At 58.3% G+C, this 16,890-nt stretch carries 14 protein-coding genes; 1 reads left to right on the top strand and 13 read right to left on the bottom strand.

Annotation, left to right across the window (positions count from 1 at the left end; translation table 11 throughout):
- From tssM to tssA, 13 genes are all read right to left on the bottom strand, one after another.
- Nucleotides 1–3,348, bottom strand: a complete 3,348-nt coding sequence (gene tssM / locus CLM72_RS15670) for a type VI secretion system membrane subunit TssM (RefSeq protein WP_105227071.1) — start codon at nt 3,346–3,348, stop codon at nt 1–3.
- A 15-nt stretch (nt 3,349–3,363) separates the two neighbouring features.
- Nucleotides 3,364–4,224, bottom strand: a complete 861-nt coding sequence (gene icmH, locus CLM72_RS15675) for a type IVB secretion system protein IcmH/DotU (RefSeq protein ID WP_105227072.1) — start codon at nt 4,222–4,224, stop codon at nt 3,364–3,366.
- A 5-nt stretch (nt 4,225–4,229) separates the two neighbouring features.
- On the bottom strand, nt 4,230–5,558 hold the full coding sequence (gene tssK / locus CLM72_RS15680) for a type VI secretion system baseplate subunit TssK (protein WP_105227073.1): 1,329 nt from the start codon (nt 5,556–5,558) through the stop codon (nt 4,230–4,232).
- A 1-nt stretch (nt 5,559) separates the two neighbouring features.
- Complete coding sequence (tssJ, locus tag CLM72_RS15685; RefSeq protein WP_105227074.1) at nt 5,560–6,045, bottom strand: type VI secretion system lipoprotein TssJ; 486 nt, start codon at nt 6,043–6,045, stop codon at nt 5,560–5,562.
- A gap of 5 nt (nt 6,046–6,050) precedes the next feature.
- The gene (tagH, locus tag CLM72_RS15690) at nt 6,051–7,244 is read right to left on the bottom strand and encodes a type VI secretion system-associated FHA domain protein TagH (protein WP_105227075.1); all 1,194 of its coding nucleotides are present in this window, start codon (nt 7,242–7,244) and stop codon (nt 6,051–6,053) included.
- Between the two features lie 10 nt (nt 7,245–7,254).
- Nucleotides 7,255–7,386: a hypothetical protein gene (locus tag CLM72_RS29310; RefSeq protein ID WP_034126102.1), complete on the bottom strand. Its 132-nt coding sequence runs from the start codon at nt 7,384–7,386 to the stop codon at nt 7,255–7,257.
- A gap of 35 nt (nt 7,387–7,421) precedes the next feature.
- Nucleotides 7,422–8,951 (bottom strand): sigma 54-interacting transcriptional regulator, encoded by a 1,530-nt coding sequence (locus tag CLM72_RS15700; protein ID WP_105227076.1) that lies wholly within the window; start codon nt 8,949–8,951, stop codon nt 7,422–7,424.
- Between the two features lie 83 nt (nt 8,952–9,034).
- Nucleotides 9,035–10,060, bottom strand: a complete 1,026-nt coding sequence (gene tssG, locus CLM72_RS15705; protein WP_105227077.1) for a type VI secretion system baseplate subunit TssG — start codon at nt 10,058–10,060, stop codon at nt 9,035–9,037.
- On the bottom strand, nt 10,024–11,811 hold the full coding sequence (gene tssF / locus CLM72_RS15710; protein WP_105227078.1) for a type VI secretion system baseplate subunit TssF: 1,788 nt from the start codon (nt 11,809–11,811) through the stop codon (nt 10,024–10,026). Before tssF ends, tssG begins: the two co-directional genes overlap by 37 nt.
- Nucleotides 11,801–12,220: a type VI secretion system baseplate subunit TssE gene (tssE, locus tag CLM72_RS15715; RefSeq protein ID WP_105227079.1), complete on the bottom strand. Its 420-nt coding sequence runs from the start codon at nt 12,218–12,220 to the stop codon at nt 11,801–11,803. Before tssE ends, tssF begins: the two co-directional genes overlap by 11 nt.
- Nucleotides 12,217–13,695 carry a type VI secretion system contractile sheath large subunit gene (tssC, locus tag CLM72_RS15720; RefSeq protein WP_105227080.1) on the bottom strand — a complete coding sequence of 493 codons (1,479 nt, stop codon included), beginning with the start codon at nt 13,693–13,695 and terminating at the stop codon, nt 12,217–12,219. The genes tssE and tssC overlap by 4 nt, the downstream gene beginning before the upstream one ends.
- Nucleotides 13,696–13,710: 15 nt before the next feature.
- Nucleotides 13,711–14,220, bottom strand: a complete 510-nt coding sequence (gene tssB / locus CLM72_RS15725) for a type VI secretion system contractile sheath small subunit (RefSeq protein ID WP_105227081.1) — start codon at nt 14,218–14,220, stop codon at nt 13,711–13,713.
- A 25-nt stretch (nt 14,221–14,245) separates the two neighbouring features.
- Nucleotides 14,246–15,787: a type VI secretion system protein TssA gene (gene tssA, locus CLM72_RS15730; RefSeq protein WP_105227082.1), complete on the bottom strand. Its 1,542-nt coding sequence runs from the start codon at nt 15,785–15,787 to the stop codon at nt 14,246–14,248.
- A 469-nt stretch (nt 15,788–16,256) separates the two neighbouring features.
- Here tssA and CLM72_RS15735 point away from each other — a divergent pair, with 469 nt between their 5' ends.
- Nucleotides 16,257–16,775: an Hcp family type VI secretion system effector gene (locus tag CLM72_RS15735; RefSeq protein ID WP_105227083.1), complete on the top strand. Its 519-nt coding sequence runs from the start codon at nt 16,257–16,259 to the stop codon at nt 16,773–16,775.
- Nucleotides 16,776–16,890 lie beyond the last annotated feature (115 nt).

The raw sequence follows: 16,890 nt of genomic DNA on the forward strand, positions 1-16,890 counted from the left end.
TCACAGTTGCTCCGGCAAGCGAAAGGTGCGCCATGTATCCACATCAAACGGGACAGGCGTGCGTTGGCTGGTCAGCAGGTAATTGACGCGCAGGCCGGCGAGGTCTGCCTTGAAAACCTGAGCATTTTGCCCACTGGCGGGCTCTCTCTGCAGCTGATCCAGAAACCGGAACAGTGACCAAGCCCCTGTGTTCTTCTCGATTCCCGAGGGTCGCTGCTCAGTGCCTTTCTCCAGGACGAGACTGCTGCGCCCATTCTCTGCATCGGTGGGCCAACGGAACGCCACGGGTACGATGGGACCGTGGCGATACTCCAATTGCTGGTCACCCACGCGCAGAATCGCACGACTGATCGATGGGTCCAGGCTGTAGGGCGCCACGGTAAACCGCACAGATAACTCCTCCGTGTCCTCGGTAAAAAAACCGCGGCGTATGGCCTGGGTTTTTGTCAATTGCTCCAACAGCGAACGCGAAACCGGCAAGCTCTGGCCATCCAGCCCACGCAATCGGTAGCGAGTGCCGTCGACACTGATAAAAGGCCGCAGGTAGTTCTCATAAAAGCGCGCCATCACCCCTCGTGGCTTGAAGAACTCCTGAAAATCATGAAGGGCTACGTCGTTGCTCGCGTTGGCATGGAACGGGTAACGTCGTCCAATTGCCTTGGCGTAAGGGCTACGTACATCGCTCTGATAGCGTTGGTTGACGTGCACATAGGCCTGCTCCAGCAAATGCCGCCAACTCTCGTCGGCCAGGCCCTCAAGCCAGCCGGCAACGGGTAGCGGCAGACGCGCAGCGGCATCACGCAGACTACCCAGCACATCCTGCTGCCCCTCCATACGCTGCCGGGCACGCAGGAAGGCTGCCTGCTCGGGTGCGCTGTCACGGTTCAATGCCGTCAGTTGCAAGTGCAGTTCATCCAACTGACGCAAAGCCTGGGTCAACTCTGCTCCGGGGTTGTTCTGCTCATCCAGCAATTGATGCAAAGGCTCGAATTTTTGTTGCAGCGCCCGCCGCGCAGCATCAGCAAACGCCACTGGCCCAGCCACCAGCGCCGCCTTGGCCACGTCTGCAGGATGTTGCACTGCTTTATCGAGCAGCTCATGACCTGGCAGCAAACGCGTGTTTTCACGCAGCTGTTGCAACAACCGAATCAAAGGGGACTGGGCCGAAGTCAGGCTCATGAGCTGCTCGGCGTCCTGGCGTAGGCTGTCGGTCTCTTGCAGCGTGATACGGCCGAGAACATCGCTCCAGGCATCGGCATATTCACTGAAATAGCGCTGCTGCAATTGCGCCATCAGCCGACTCAAATCTTGATGGCCCAGATCGGTACCCTCACCGAGCACCCAGTTATCCCGGGCAATGGTGTCAACCAACCGTGGACCCTGCGCCTCAAAGTACTGCAGATACCTTTTGGTATAGAAACCCGGTACGGAGGGGGCGATACCAGCGAATACATTGCCCTCGGCCAGGCGCAAGGGTTCCAGGTCGCGGGCTTGTTCGCGCAGTACCCGATACACCACGTCGGCCAATGACTCGCCCCTCAGTGCTTCGCGAGCCTGAGCCACCCGTTCCTCGTTGAGCGGCCCGACAAACGGACGCTCAAGCAGCCGCGCAAAGTGATCATTCAGGCGCTTTTGTGTCGACATGTCCCCGGCAAAACGCTCCGACCAGAGGCTCGCCATATGTTGTGCCAGCCAAGCAGCCTCACGGCGCTCGCGCACGTTGAGCATCAAATACGCGCGCAGATTGTCCAATAGCCGGTCCCGATCTCCCAGGCTGGCATATACCTGCTCGTCCAGTTGGGCGGTTATCCAACGCAGCAATTGCTGGTGCAGTGCCTGCTCATAGGCGTGTTCGACACTGGGCCGACTCAGCTCGCCCTGATACAGCCCAACGTGCTCGACCAGGCGCACATCTGCCGACCTGGGAAAAACCCGGGTCGCCGCCAGCCGCGTATCCAACAGCGCCAACAGCGCCGTGCTGTCATCGCTGGCTTGCGAGCCAAGCGGCGGGAGTGCTACCAGTGCCGCCAACTGCGCCAGTCGTTGATGGTTGACGGCATAACTGTGCCACCACAGCCCGCCGACACCGCCAATAACCAAGGCTACGGCCATCGCTTGCAACCCCTGGCGCCAACGGATTCGCTGTCGTTCCTCGGCCTGCAAGCCCGCGAGGTCGGCTTCGGCAAAGATTGCCTGGCTGAACAGGCCCTGCACAAATCGCGGATGCCGGCCATCGGCGCAGGTCAGGAAAATCCCTCGCAGACCATTGATGGGTTGGTAGCGATGAGAGGAAAACGCCATTTCAGCGAACAGATTCACGCGTTCACCTATTCGGGCCACCTGCTGGGGGAATCCCAGCATCTGCCCCCGGCGCTCGACATTGCGCTCCTGGTGCAATCGCCCGATCAGCTCACTATTCAAGCGCTCTAACAATCCCTCGACCGCCCGGCGAACCTGCGTAGTGTCAGTATCCTCGACATGGGCGTCCAAGTGCTGCCCAAGCAAGCTGTCAGCACTCTCTGCGTAGGGCAGGTCGAAGAACTCAGCGAATCCCGACAACCGATCGGCCTGGGTCAAAACCAGGTAGATCGGCACATCCACATGCAACGTCTGCTGGATCTCCTGCAAACGTGAGTGCACACGGCGTGCGTGATGATCCAGGTCGTACTCGTTGATGCTCAACAACGTGTCGACCGACAGCGTCACCACCACACCATTCAGCGGACGCACTCGGCGCCGCCATCTGAGCAGATTGAGCAGGGTTGCCCAACCTGCGGCATCCACTGAACTGTCAGGCTGGGTAAGGTAGCGCCCCGGCGTGTCGACGAGTACGCCTGCGGCGGCGAAGTACCAATCACAATGAACGCTACTGCCCATTGGCCGACTTTGGGCAGGGTCGAGCGCCAACGGCAAGCCGGCGGCAGCCAGTAACTGCGTTTTGCCACTGCCCTGCTCGCCGATCAACAGGTACCACGGCAGATCATCGCGCCAGCGTGCGTTATGCACGCCATAATGGCTGGATGTTTTCAGCAGATGCACAGCGTTTTTGAATCGAACGCTTACCTGACGGCGCTCATCCTCAACCCACTTCAACGGCTGCTGACGCGGGGGCCTTTGGCGCCTGGTAGCACTACCAGTATCCGTAAGCGCTATCACCAGCCCCCACAGTAAAAACACGATGCTGATGGTAAGCAGGCGAGCAGTCGTCCCCTGCCAGATACGATAGTCATCCACTGCCAACAGCGGCCCTAAAAACCACACGAGTGCCGCACAGGAAAGCGCCAGCAGGAGGCTCCAAACCCAAACCCTGCCCAGCACGGCGCCCATCCTTTTGAAGAATGCGCTCATTCATTGCTCCAGCGTTTACAAGGGCGTACGAATCAGGTCCGACGCCGAGAATTGAAGGGGTTGCAGTGCATTCGATCGCTCCTTGCTCAGTACCCAGGCAAATCCTGTATACAGAGCCAACAACCAGCTCAGGGTGAATGCCACACACCAGGTGACGGGAATGACACGGATCCGCTTGTGCAGGTCCTTCCCCTGTATGACAGGCAGTAGCGGCGCCTTCAGAGGTTCCCCACGTACATGCCTGATCTGGCGATACAAGGCATCACGAACAGCCTCAAGTTGTGACGCGCCCCGCTCCATGACCCGGTATTTGCCCTCGAACCCCAAAGACAGGCACAGGTACAAAAGCTCCAGCATCGCCAGGTGCTTGAGGGGGTCGCGCGACAGCCGCTCCAGCAGTTGGAAAACTTTTTCGCCCCCGAAGGTTTCGTTATGAAAGCGGCTCAACAGGCTCTTTTTCGACCACTCGCTCTGCGCCCCCCACGGAGTTATCAAGACCGCCTCGTCAATCACACTGCACAACACATAACGCGCCGATATTATCTGGCTGCTTTCCACGCCGCCCTGCAAAGCGTGGGTTTCAAATTGATTGACAGCCAACGACAACCGCTCGTTGAGCGTGTCCCAACTTTCACGGCCAGAGCAGCGCCTGAGCCCTACGACCTCGGACAATACCGCCCAGGCCGCGTCGACTATAGGGTTGAGCCCAACCTGGAAGCTTTGCGTATCGAGCCTGAGGCCGGCGTAGATCATGCGATCTTCCAGCTGCTCATAACGCGGCGGCGACGGGAAGTCCGTTAAGGGTCCTTGGGCTGGCCCATGACTTTCCCGGTCGAGCAGGACGGTTTTTTCATCTTGAGTGCATTCACTTTCCATGGCATTCAATTCCTGATGGCCCAGAAGTCAAGTTCAAGCCCGGCGAACTCACCTCCTACGTGGAAAGCGAAACCACCTGACTGCTCCAGTTGTGCGATATCACGGGCGCTCATATCGAGCATGAAGTAGGTCTTGCCGGCATGAAATGGAATCTGTCGCGGCGCCACTGGCAACGGCTTGACCTTGATACCGGCCAAGTGCAGGTTGACCAATTCACGTATGCGCTCAACCGGCGCGACTTTCAGGTGTGCCGGCAGACGCTGGCGCAGCTCCTGCGCCTCACACTGCGCAGTGGCCGCCAAAATGAAGGTGGCCGTACCAAGCAGTTTCAACTCGCTGACCGGGCATACCAGGACGCCATATTGGCGCGGCTGCAAAGCCAACTTGATCGCCTGTTGCTCCAACACCACAGACAGCACCAAGCGCACCTGCTCCATCAGCCCACGAAAACTGGCGCCCTGATCACCGTGTTGGTAATGAACGTTCAACTGCGCACGCTTACTGTCACTGGCGAACGTTGATAACTCACCGAGCAGCGACACCAGCGCACGGAACACTGCTTCGGGCCGCACCCGGGCCTGGCTCAGGCAGTGGCGAAGCTCCAGCTCGGTACGATTGATTACTTGCAGCATCAGGAAGTCAGCGATTTGTGTGCCTGCGGTCGTGCTCTCGCCACGAATACGTTCAGCGATGGCATCGCCCCTGCTGACAAGCAGGCCGATCACCTCCTTGAGACACGACGCCACGTACCCATGCTCCTGCACGAAAATGAACGTAGGGATGAACGCTGTATCCAGGTTCACTCCTCCCTCGTCGGTGGCGTCCAGTACCTGGGAAATCTTGAGTTTGACGAAGTGCTCGTCATGCGGTTGTCCGCCCAACAGGAGACGTAAGTCGGGACGTGCGCAGTTGATCCGGCAACGCGTATCCACACCCGCATTGGCATCTCCCACTTCCACTTCGCAGCTGACGTAGCGTGCCAGCACATCACTCTGTCCTGGCTGGCGAACTTCAAGGTGACTGCCACTGGCCAACGGGAGCGCCAGGAAAACGCCTTGTCTGCGCGTGTCGGTTGGTATCTGCAACACCAGAGGTTCCATCCCGGCGTTCAACTCAAACAGGCTACCGTCCGGCAAAACGCCGCTGGCCTGGTTGACCACCAACTTGCCCAGCTTGAGGTACTGCAAATTGAGTTCCAGCGTGAGCAAGCCCCAGGTATCACTGCCCAACAAGCGCGTCTGGGTGAGTTGTTGGTGATAGTAACGGTCGTTGTGCTGCAAGTGCTGTGGCCGCAACAGCATGCCTTCTTGCCAGATAACTTTCTGAGCCTGCATGTCACTGCGCCTCCAGGCCGGCGAGTGAGCCAGCAACGCGTATACCGGTCTGATCCAATACCAGATCAGCACGGTTACGTTGTTGCACGGTCAGCGGGATCAGTAGCCGCCACTGGACATTGGGCAGGTCTCGATAAGCCGCCAGCACCCCCACGAAACGACTGTCAGGTCCGATACGAAGCTTGAGCCCCAGGCGGTCCCCAGGGCGCAATTCAAGTTCGTCGCTGTTTACCCAGTCCTTGGACAGCGTCTGCTGCGCATTGCCATACAGACCGAAGAAGTCGGCATGTTCAAAAGCGACGCCCTGGCGCAGTTCAATCAACTGCACCACAACTGGCGAGGGGCGGCCATGCAGATCCGGGTTGACGAGTTCACTGGCGGTCAGCGCCATGTCTAGCTTGGTCAGCTTAGAAAAAGGCGAGGCGGCGCTGCAACCCGCCAATAGCCCGAACATGAGCAACAGCAAAGCAAGGGTGACTCGGTACATGTGCATTATCCTGGAAAATCAATATGCAGGCTGGAGATCAGGCGCACCTGCTCCTCATAGGCCTTGGCGAAGTCGCCCCCCAAAGGACGATCATTCAATCGCTCTTGCGCCACCAGACGCTGGTAATGACGCTGGTATGCACGCCAATGCCCACCATCCGAGAAAAACCCGACCGACTTGCCCGAGGACTCGAAGCATCCCAACAGATAGCTGGGCTCAAAGGCCGCACGGGCGTTGCGCAAGGTGCTTCGACAGGCGGCCAACAGTGCGATCTGATGCGCTTGCAGTTCCCGGTGAGCCTGGGTAATAGCCCGTACAGCGGGCATCTGACCTAACGCACTTATATCCAACATCGCAGCTACCGCAGCATCGATGTCGCTACACGCTTTCAAGGGATTAAGGCCCACACCATGGCTGCCGAACGGCGCTGTATCCAACTCGTTATTCAATTCGTCACGGGTGCGCAAACTTTGTTGCAACCCTTCGATCGTCAAGCGAAATAAGCACGCCACCTTGATCGCAAGTGCTTGCCGACCCGGTTGATCGAGCGTATTCAGGTCCAGGCCCAAGGCTGCTGCAAATTGTGGCCAGAACTCTTCATCAGTCGGCACAGTCATCGCTGCCTGTACCGTAGCAACCTCTACCGCAGGTTCTTCCCGACGAGGGAAGACCACGTGCTCCCGGTCAGCCCCGTAGCGATCCGTCCACACTTGCTGCTCATCGGCGGACTCGTTCAATGCCTCCAGATCCTGCGAAAAGGCATGCATACGGCAATCAAGGTCCAACTGATGCGAAGGGCCCAGCGAGAGGAAGGCGTCTTCAGGGATCGTTACTGCCGAGGCGGCCTGCAGGCCGCCAGCAGGTTGCGGTGGCTCCAGCAAGCGCGCACGTATCGTCAACGCTCCCAACTCGAACACTTCGCCATCACTGATCAATCGCGCGTGCCCCTTGCGCAGGCGCTCATGACTCCCTGCCACCCTGATTCCGTTGCGGCTGATATCCGTGAGGAAATAGCGGCCCTCGCGGTATGCGACCAGTCCATGGTGGCTGGAGAGCACGCGGCTGGCGTCAGGTATTACCCAATCACATTCCGAGCCGCGGCCGATCACGCCACCGCTCACGTCAAACACTTTGCGGGCCAGGGGCACGTTCTTTTCGCTCTCGGGCGCGCAGATCTCAAACACAAGCTGCATCTTCATGACCCTCCATTCAGCGGCCACGAGTGATCGCCTGTGGGTCACCCACAGGATGGTACTCAGCGTCATCGAATACATAGTTGGCGTTACAGCCACCCAGCAAAAACAGTACAAGCACGACGATGTGCCATGGACGATCAGGCATCGGCTTTCTCCCATAGTGAAAATAAGGTGCGTCATTCAGCGTTCTTCCCTGGCATCGCCAAAGGGAATGTTCAAGCGGGCAAGACGGTAGAGCAGCGTACGCCGGGCAACCCCTAGCTCCCGTGCCGTACGGGTGCGATTACCGCGATTCTTGTGCAGGCAATCGAGCAAAAACGTGCGCTCCACTCGTTCCATGCGCTGGCGCAGGGTCGCTTCATCGGTAGCGGCTGGCGTCAGTGTCATTGGCAGCGCCAGATGCTCCGGTCGGATCACGCTGTCGTCACACAACAGCACGGCGCGCTCCACCAGGCATTTGAGCTCGCGTATGTTGCCGGGGAAGCTGTGGCTGGAAAGTTGATCAAGGGCGGTATTCGACCAATCGACAGGTGACCTTTTCAGCGCTTCGCAAACCTTGTCCGTGAAATAGCGCGCCAGTTGCTGTACATCGCCGTCTCGCTCGCGCAGGGCCGGTAGAGTGATGGGAAACTGAGCAAGCCGATAATAGAGATCCTCGCGAAAGCGCCCCTCGGCAACCATCGCCGCGAGGTCGCGATGGGTGGCAGCAATGATGCGGACATCAACCTTATGGGCTGCACTGGCACCCAGTGGGCGAACCTCGCCCTCCTGCAGTACCCGCAGCAACTTGGCTTGCAGTGACAGCGGCATATCGCCGATCTCATCCAACAGCAACGTACCGCCATGCGCAGCGTCGAACAGCCCCGCGTGATTGCGCTCGGCGCCAGTGAACGCGCCTTTTCGGTAGCCGAACAGTTCGCTTTCAAGCAACCCTTCCGGGAACGCTGCGCAGTTCTGCACGACAAAGGCCTTGGCCTTGCGCGGCCCGGCAGCATGGATGGCACGGGCCACCACTTCCTTGCCAGTGCCGGTCTCACCGTGCAGCAGCACGGTATAAGACGTGTGCAGTACTTTACTGATCAGCCGGCACGCCTGTTCCATTGCCGCACTGGTGCCAATCAAGCCATATGTTCCAGCCAACGGTTTGTCGCATCTGCGCTTTGTGCCAACGATGGGCTGGATATCGCGCAGTGCGAGTAACTGATTCAAGGCGAAGCTGCCCAAATGCCCCAAGGATGAGGCGTAGCCTCGCAACTGGACCGACTGTTGGCGGGCGAAGACCAGCACACCGGTCATACGTTTGCATCGGCTGAGCAGCGGCACGATCATTAGCGCACGCCAGGGTATCGCCATTGCCGGCAGGAAGCGGGTGTCATACCCACTGTCTTGCACATCCTCCAGACTCAGGACAGAGCCCTGGTTCAAGGTGTCGTGCAGCAGCCCTTGGTGGGACTGATCGGGACACGCAGGCGCAACGGAGAGCGATGGTATCTGGGCCATATGTTGAGCGGTCAGTTCAAGCCGGCCGGACACTTCGTCCAGCAGATACAACTGGCTGAGCTCACACTGGCTCAGCCGTGCCGCCCCGGTAACGCATCCTTCAAGTAACGAATGTTCATCGCGCTCGAACCCCAAGCGTGTGAAACAGGCAGACAGCGCGTCGACATAAACCAGCGGGTCGGCCTCTTTACCAAGCAGGTTATCGGTCATGGGCTGCACTCGTCGAAACACGCCAGGGCCAGCACTGTGTCGGTCTTGCCGACAGCGCGCCGATCAGTTGTTGCAGGTCCGCATTAATCATGGTCATTAATCCCTGATGAGTTGTGGGTCAGCGTGACCACGCCATCGGCCTGTTCATGCGCCAGCCAAGTGGTCCAGCCCAGGCGGCAAACCGTGTTCTCACCAATATGCAAGGCCTTGATCTGGCCCTGCGCCAACATCAGGCTCAGGTCGTAGTCCAAGGGGTCCCGCAGGGTCAGGCGCACCAGCGAACGCAGTGGTTGGTAGGCACTTCCGGTGGGCAGGAAATCGTGGAAACGCTCCCAGCACAGTGCCCGGACATGCACCCTGAACTTGCCACTTCGATCAGCGATGCGGTGCCCCAGGATCAGGTCATCGCCAAGAGCGCTATTGGCCCGCCCCAGATGATTGCGCTGCGTCTGGCAGACCTCGACCGTACGTGCAACCCATTGCTCTAGAAACAACGCCTCATGCATGAAGTAGTAACGCAGGACCGACTCGATCAACGCCGCCGAATGCACCCGTAAACTCAGCAAGCCAAGGTAAGGCAGCAGGCGCTTGCAATCGACTTGGCAAACGCCCCGTATCGCAGCTGCGCCTAGCCCCATCAAGGCAAACATCTGCTCGGAAAACCTATCGTTGGCACCTGCCCGGAAACACGCCCGATAGCGGTACTTGCGCCAGATCGGCAGCATCAGCCGATGCAGCCGATGGTGGAACAGGTCGAGGAAATCCCGAGTCGGGTTGCCACCCGAGCGCTCGGCGAATGCCTGCTCACCATAAAACGCGGGCAGTGGTGACCCCGCACCGAATAACCCCAACACATTCAGACGCAGGCGCGCGCGCAATTGGCCCTGATCCATAAAGAACTCCACCCGGTCAATATCGTGCGCGGCAAACCCGAGACCAGGGTTGGCCTGGAATTCCAACTGGTCGTACAGCGCGTCGTCATCTAAAAGCGGATGGGCCTCGCGCAAATGCTCGGTGACCTGCAGAACCGCCTGAAATAACGTGTACTCACGGATAACGCGACAAAGCTGAGTCAGAGCAGGGGTTGCTGTCCCATCTGGGATGGCCATAGATACACGTCTCCTTGTGTGCTGATGACCCGCAACTCGTGATACGAATTGAGGCTGGCATAAAGCGCAAAAAACTCATTTAGAACGCAAGCGAATACAAACAGGTCGCCCTGGCCAACAAAGCCCTGGGAATCGACCGTCAGGTCGATCCGCACGCCTCGGATGGGCAGCCCCCGGTGCAGGCGATCCACTGGCTCTTGGCGGATGGAGCGCAAGGCGCCCACTCTTTTCTGGCTGACCTTCAGCGCCTGGCGATCGTAATAACGCGGCAAATCGTAGGACTCCAGAATCACTCTCAAGGCATTGATATCGGTCAACGACAAATAGTTGAGCGACATGTTGCTGATGAGCTTCCACAGATAGTCTTGGTCCAGTGGTGGTGCGAAGCTCGCCGTTGGCGCGGTGATGTTGCGGAACGTCAACGACTCCGGCGTCTGCTCGCCCGGCAGATTGATATCACCCGCACGCAGTTGGCGCGGCAGGTTGCAATTAGTACAGGTCAGTTCGACCGAGAGGGTTTCATGGCCCCGTTCGCGGCGGTTGCCAAACCCCATCCAGGTATCGAGCCCGGCATGTTGAACCGACGAGCGTTGGCGAATGCTGTAACTGGGCGGTGCCGCCAGGGGCTCAGTGTCGCAGTCATGCTCAAACGACTCGAACGGCACGTAGGTTTGATAGCCCAAGCCACCGGGGCGCCACCCGGTGACCTGATCCACGGAAAAGACGCTGGCATTACCCGGCGTATATTCCCCGGGCACCAAGAGGTACTCATCCTGCTTTCCATCCAGGCGAATAGGAATCGCATCCTGCTTGAACAGGTTGACGATGGGCGTGCAGTACAACTTTATGTTGTCCAGGGTGGGGCGCTGAGGTTCACGGCCGTGAGTGCGATGTTCAAAGCGCATTACCATGCCATGCGCCTGCCGGAGCAGCTCGTGAGACAGCGTGTGCAGCACACCCAGACCTTCAACGTCGACAAACAGGTACTTCTCGGGAAAAGCAAAGTACTCCTGCAGGTGTCGATAACCTTCCAGGGTATTTTGCGGATAAGGAATCAACGCCTGCTCCTTGGAAAACCCCACCGGCAGGACCTGGCCAGCAGCGAGCCGTAGCGTCACGGGCTGGCCATCGCTGGCGATGATCGGCAGACCATCGTGATCCAGTAGCAGCAGGCAGATCCCATCGAGATGCCGCAACAGGTTCAGATACAGGCCCTGACTGACATAGGGATCTCCGGCCAGGTGCAAGCGCAGTGAATCAAATGCCAACTCGCTGAAGTTACCTGCGACACTCATGCTCAGGTGCAAATCCAGACGGGCCCCTTCGCCCTGGCTCCGGTATTCCAGGCCACTGAGCTGCAGGGGCATGACATCGGTGGCGTAGCATGTACGGAACCGGCAACGCTCGCCGTGGATGGTGGCGCTTTCCACGGCGGTGTCCCGACCCACTCGAACACCGGGGCCAGCGCGTTTCAACGGATCGAATTGCAGGATGCTGAAGGCCGGTATCGGCCGCATGTAATGAGGCCAGAGCAAGTGCATCAACGAATGCGTCAACTCCGGCAGTTCGTCATCCAGCTTCTGGCGCAGGCGCGCAGTCAAAAAAGCAAAGCCCTCCAGCAAGCGTTCGACATCCGGGTCCTGGCCAGCCTCGGCGAGAAACGGCGCCAGGGCGGGATTACGCTCTGAAAAACGCCTACCCAGTTGGCGCAGGGCACTGAGTTCGCTTTGAAAATATCGGTCAAGCGTCATCGGTAAAAACCTCAACCCGCCCGGCATCCGTGAGGCGGGCGTGGAACACCACGGGCTGCAGGATGCCGTCAATGGCCCGCTCAGCCTCGATGGCAAACGCCAACTCCAGGGATTCACGCGCCCCCGGCAACAGCCTGACACGTGCATTCGTCAACCGCGGTTCATAGGCCTGGATAAAGCGCTCGATATGTAGACGCGACTGGCTCAAGGACTCATGCAAGCTAAGCCGCATGTCATTGAGGTCAGGCAGCCCATAATCAGGCAGTGTCTTGACACTGCCCGCGCGAGTGCTGAGCATTTTCCCCAGATGGGCAGCAATGGACGCCGCCCCGCCCTCCGGGGGCGACGCACCGCATTCGAGGCGTTCGAAAAGGCTGCTGTGCTCTGGCGTGCCGTAGCCTCTGCTCATTCTTTATCCAGCTTACCGACCAGGGACAAAGTGAAATCTGCCCCCATGTACTTGAAATGCGGGCGCACAGTCAGGTTGACCCGATACCAGCCAGGTTCGCCATCGACATCACTGACGACAATGCGTGCAGCTCGCAACGGGCGCCGCCCACGTACTTCGGCACTAGGGTTTTCCTGGTCCGCCACGTACTGGCGAATCCACTTGTTGAGTTCCAGCTCCAGGTCTGTGCGCTCTTTCCATGCGCCCAACTGCTCGCGCTGCAGCACTTTGAGGTAGTGCGCCAAGCGGTTGACTACCATCATGTAAGGCAATTGGGTGCCCAGCCGGTAATTCAGCTCTGCGGCCCTGCCCTCCTCACTGATACCAAAGGATTTGGGCTTCTGCACGGAGCTGGCGGAAAAGAACGCCGCGTTATCGCTGCCTTTGCGCATGGTCAAGGCGATGAAACCTTCTTGTGCCAACTCGTATTCGCGTCGGTCCGATACCAGCACCTCGGTAGGAATCTTGGTTTCGATCTCGCCCATGCTCTGGAAGTGATGCAGCGGGAGGTCCTCGACCGCTCCGCCGCTTTGCGGGCCGATAATGTTCGGACACCAGCGAAATCGCGCAAAGCTGTCGGTCAGGCGGGTGGCAAAGGCATACGCGGTATTGCCCCACAAGTAATGCTCGTGGCTATTAACCACATTCTCCTGGTAGGCAAAGGTCTTGACTGGGTACTCAAGGGGGTCATACGGGGTACGCAACAGAAAGCGCGGCACGGTAAGGCCGATATAACGGGCGTCTTCGCTCTGCCGGAAACTTTGCCACTTGGCAAATTGCGGACCTTCGAAATGATCTCGCAGATCCTTCAGGTCCGGCAGCCCTGTGAAACTTTCCAAACCGAAGAAACCGGGCCCGGCAGCGGCGATAAAAGGCGCATGGGCCATGCTGGCGACGCTGGATGCGTACTGCATCAGCTTCACGTCGGGTGCGTTGGGCGAGAGAAAGTAGTTGGCAATGATTGCGCCCACCGGCTGTCCGCCGAACTGGCCGTATTCAGCGCTGTAGACATGTTTGTAAAGCCCGGACTGGGTGATCTCCGATGAGTCTTCGAAGTCGTCCAGGAGGTCCTGGCGCGAGACATTCAAGAGCTCGATCTTGATGTTTTCGCGAAAATTGGTGCGCTCGACCAGCAACTGCAAGCCTCGCCAGGAAGCCTCCAGTGCCTGGAAGTCCGGATGGTGCAGGATTTCATCCATTTGCTGGCTGAGCTTGGTATCTATCTCGGCAATCATGCGGTCGACCAGGTATTTCTTTACCGGCTCATCACAGTTATGTGGCTTCACCAGCTCTGCAATGAACGCCGACACACCGCGCTTGGCGATGCCATAAGCCTCGTCGTCGGCACTGAGCAAGGTCTGGGCAATGATGTTATCGAGGATGCTGCAGGTTTCGGTGGTTTGTACGATTTTCGAACTGTGTTCAATCGTGTTCATGGTGTCAGTGTCCCTTTACTGAAACGGCAATGCTTGAGGGCTGTCCAGCCCCAGTTCGGCCAGGACTCGAGCGCGGGATTCGTCATTGGCCAATGCCTGCTCGATAGCCTTGCGAAAGTTCGGCGTGTTACCCAGCGGCCCCTTGAGCGCCACCAGGGCTTCACGCATTGCCATCAGCTTTTGCAACGCCGGGATCTGCTCGACCAGGTTTGCGGGGTTGAAGTCCCTCATGGCGTTGATCTGCACCTGGATCGGCAACTCCTCCACATCAGCGGTATCCTGCAGGCGATTGGGTACGCTCAGCGTCAGGCTCAAGGCTTGCTTGGCCAACACCTCGTCAAAGGTGTGCTTGTCGATACCGATGGGCTTGCGATCCTCGAGTTTGCGTGGGTCCGCACGCTGGGAAAAATCTCCCAGCACCAGCAGCTTCAACGGCAGCTCGACTTCTTCCTGGGCCCCACCGACGGCGGGTTTGAAAGTAATATTGATACGTTCCTTGGGGGCTACCGAACCGTCTTTGGCCATGGTGCTTTTCCTTTTTGATGAGGCGCTATTCAAGTACTGCTTCAAGATCGAGATGGCACAGCCTGCGATGCAGTGCGTCTTTGCAGTCGCATATGGGCAGGGTTTGTGGCAACAGCTCATAGCAGCGATACAGAAGCTTGCCGACTTGCAAGGTCAGCGCCGGCTCCCAACTTTCCAGGCCTGTGCGCTGTAATTGAAGGTCCAGTTCTTCCAGCTGAAGCCTGGCCAGCTCATGCTTGCCAGCCGCCACGCACAACCTGGCCAGCGCCAGGCGCCAATGAAAGCGCGCTCGATCACCGCACGCCGCCTGCAGCCCTTGCTTGAGTACGGCCACTGCTGCCTTGAGGCCGTCCTTTCGCAGGCAAGGCATCACCGCTTGCAATGTGGTCTCCCAGGGCTGCGTGTCACTGTCGGCGACAACATGGGAGGGCTCGGGCTTGTGCACGTGACGCATCACATGCAGCGCGATCCACTCACCTGTCGCAGGGTCGGCAAAGGGGGTGCCATCGTTGAACCGATATTCAGGCAGGTGCGGCAGGCGCTGCAGCAGCAGAGCCAAATGCATCTCCAGTTCAGTCATGGCCAGGTTTGCATGCAAGGCGTCCAGGCACTCCCAGACCATGCGCAAACCATCCAACCAGAACAACGCACCCGCCAGGCTTACCTCAAGCTCAGGCAACAGATCGGCGTGATGGCCTTGGCTGAGACGCTCTTGATAGCGCTTGCGCTTGTCCGCGACCAACGGGCGCAACGCCGTTACTCGCTCACTGTTGGCGTCGGGATAATTGACGAGCATCAACCACGCCAAGGTTCGACCCAGGCGCAAGGCACGCAGGTCGGTTGCGTCCTGGCGCAACCACCAGGCACATAACGGGCGGGCCTGCTCCTGTAAAGTGCGCAGCAGTCTGTGCGCGTCTTTTTCGTTGTTGATCGGTTGCCCGGGACTCAGCAACTGGGTCGTCTGCTTGACCTGGGCAATGACGTTCGCGACACCGCCAGGTTCGGATACCCCCTGCGCCAAGCGCTCCGACAATTGCCGGCGAATCGGCAGCAACAAAGGTGCCTCGCTTCCAAGTTGTTCGCCCCATAGCTGGTCGAGACATGCCAGGTGTTCCAACAGGGCCTGGAATAAAGGCCGTTGATCGCTGAGCGACGGGTTGAGTGCAAACGCTTGCTCAAGGCGCGACACCAGCCAGCCAAACGCCGCAGCACGGGTTCGTAGCTTGCCAGGGTAAACCTGCTCCCAATGGAGCTCACACAGGTCACGCAGCAAACCGAGACCGGCCAGCAATCCGGCAAATGAATCACGTTGATACAGGGCCCAGACCAACCAGACGGCGACGCGTAGATCCTTGGAGTGATCACGCAGCAAATGCTCGCTGATTTCGCTGACCTTCTGCCAATCCGGCTGGCCCGCAACATGGATAGACTGGGCTTTGCCAAGCTCGGCCTCCAGCGCTTCAAACTCGCTCGAAAAACGCACGTCACTACCAACAAAACTGCTTGAGCAACATGCTGTCCGTGCAAGCTTGCGGTAATGAACATAAAGTTCTTCTGAATAAGCCATTTTGAGTTGCACACATCCGTCCGAGGTAAATAGGAGGACTTAACGCCATTGTCGAAACGCCCTTGAACTTCCATTCAAAACTCATCGAAGTGAGTGAACCTTAGCCACGACAAAAACAATCAGCAAGTAACGGAACGGAACTTAAGAAACGTCCTACACACCCAACAAATAAAGGAATGCGCAACTATTTGCGCACCTCTTCATCGGAAAAAACCACGCTTTATCTCCGACAACCGCGCATTTACAACTTAAAGGGCATGAGCAACTAAGTGCGCGCAGGCGTGAAACTAATAGCGCTGAAATCCACCTACCGTTCGACAATAAGCTCTGAACAAACGAACACAGAGCCGCCTTCGTCTTTATTTCATTGGCTTTCATACTTTCAGGCACGCTTCTTGTTATAGGCCTCTGCCCCTTCAGCGCTTTTGCTGTTCGGCAATACCTACTCAATCAGGCAAGGAAACCCGTCATGCCAACACCCGCGTATCTCTCCATCACCGGTGTCAAACAAGGTTTGATTACGGCAGGCACATTTACTCAGGACTCGGTAGGCAGCATTTATCAGGAAGGTCATGAGGACCAGATACTGGTACAGGCATTTGCTCACCAGGTGATCATCCCTCGCGACCCGCAATCCGGCCAGCCAACCGGTCAGCGCGTGCACAAACCGCTGATGATCAGCAAGGTTTTCGATAAATCCTCACCCTTGCTGTTCAGCGCCCTGACTACCGGCGAAGAAGTGTCCTGCCGGCTGGAATGGCTGCGCAGCTCTTACTCCGGGACCCTGGAGCACTACTTCACCATTGAACTGGAAGGCGCGACCATCGTGGACATCCAATCGCGCATGCCCAACTGCCAGGACCCCGACAACGCCCACTTCACCCATCTGGAGGACGTGCACTTCAGCTATCGCAAGATCATCTGGACTCACGAAGTCGCCGGGACGTCCGGTTCGGACGACTGGCGCAATCCAGTAGCCGGCGGCTAAGCAGGGCGATAGGGCCCCGCTAACGAGGTGCCGAGTAGTGGGGCAAGAGCGTTTTGCTTGATTTGCCGCTTTTGCAAAGTGAGCCGCCGTCATTGCGGAACCCTAGGTGGCCGTT

It is taken from the genome of Pseudomonas sp. MYb193, assembly GCF_002966775.1.
Lineage (GTDB): Bacteria > Pseudomonadota > Gammaproteobacteria > Pseudomonadales > Pseudomonadaceae > Aquipseudomonas > Aquipseudomonas paracarnis.

What these genes read in the sequence shown, in the direction of transcription:
- tssM (WP_105227071.1), bottom strand. Translation starts at nt 3,348, where the DNA reads ATGAGCGCATTCTTCAAAAGGATGGGCGCCGTGCTGGGCAGGGTTTGG.
- icmH (WP_105227072.1), bottom strand. Translation starts at nt 4,224, where the DNA reads ATGGAAAGTGAATGCACTCAAGATGAAAAAACCGTCCTGCTCGACCGG.
- tssK (WP_105227073.1), bottom strand. Translation starts at nt 5,558, where the DNA reads ATGCAGGCTCAGAAAGTTATCTGGCAAGAAGGCATGCTGTTGCGGCCA.
- tssJ (WP_105227074.1), bottom strand. Translation starts at nt 6,045, where the DNA reads ATGTACCGAGTCACCCTTGCTTTGCTGTTGCTCATGTTCGGGCTATTG.
- tagH (WP_105227075.1), bottom strand. Translation starts at nt 7,244, where the DNA reads ATGAAGATGCAGCTTGTGTTTGAGATCTGCGCGCCCGAGAGCGAAAAG.
- CLM72_RS29310 (WP_034126102.1), bottom strand. Translation starts at nt 7,386, where the DNA reads ATGCCTGATCGTCCATGGCACATCGTCGTGCTTGTACTGTTTTTGCTG.
- CLM72_RS15700 (WP_105227076.1), bottom strand. Translation starts at nt 8,951, where the DNA reads ATGACCGATAACCTGCTTGGTAAAGAGGCCGACCCGCTGGTTTATGTC.
- tssG (WP_105227077.1), bottom strand. Translation starts at nt 10,060, where the DNA reads ATGGCCATCCCAGATGGGACAGCAACCCCTGCTCTGACTCAGCTTTGT.
- tssF (WP_105227078.1), bottom strand. Translation starts at nt 11,811, where the DNA reads ATGACGCTTGACCGATATTTTCAAAGCGAACTCAGTGCCCTGCGCCAA.
- tssE (WP_105227079.1), bottom strand. Translation starts at nt 12,220, where the DNA reads ATGAGCAGAGGCTACGGCACGCCAGAGCACAGCAGCCTTTTCGAACGC.
- tssC (WP_105227080.1), bottom strand. Translation starts at nt 13,695, where the DNA reads ATGAACACGATTGAACACAGTTCGAAAATCGTACAAACCACCGAAACC.
- tssB (WP_105227081.1), bottom strand. Translation starts at nt 14,220, where the DNA reads ATGGCCAAAGACGGTTCGGTAGCCCCCAAGGAACGTATCAATATTACT.
- tssA (WP_105227082.1), bottom strand. Translation starts at nt 15,787, where the DNA reads ATGGCTTATTCAGAAGAACTTTATGTTCATTACCGCAAGCTTGCACGG.
- CLM72_RS15735 (WP_105227083.1), top strand. Translation starts at nt 16,257, where the DNA reads ATGCCAACACCCGCGTATCTCTCCATCACCGGTGTCAAACAAGGTTTG.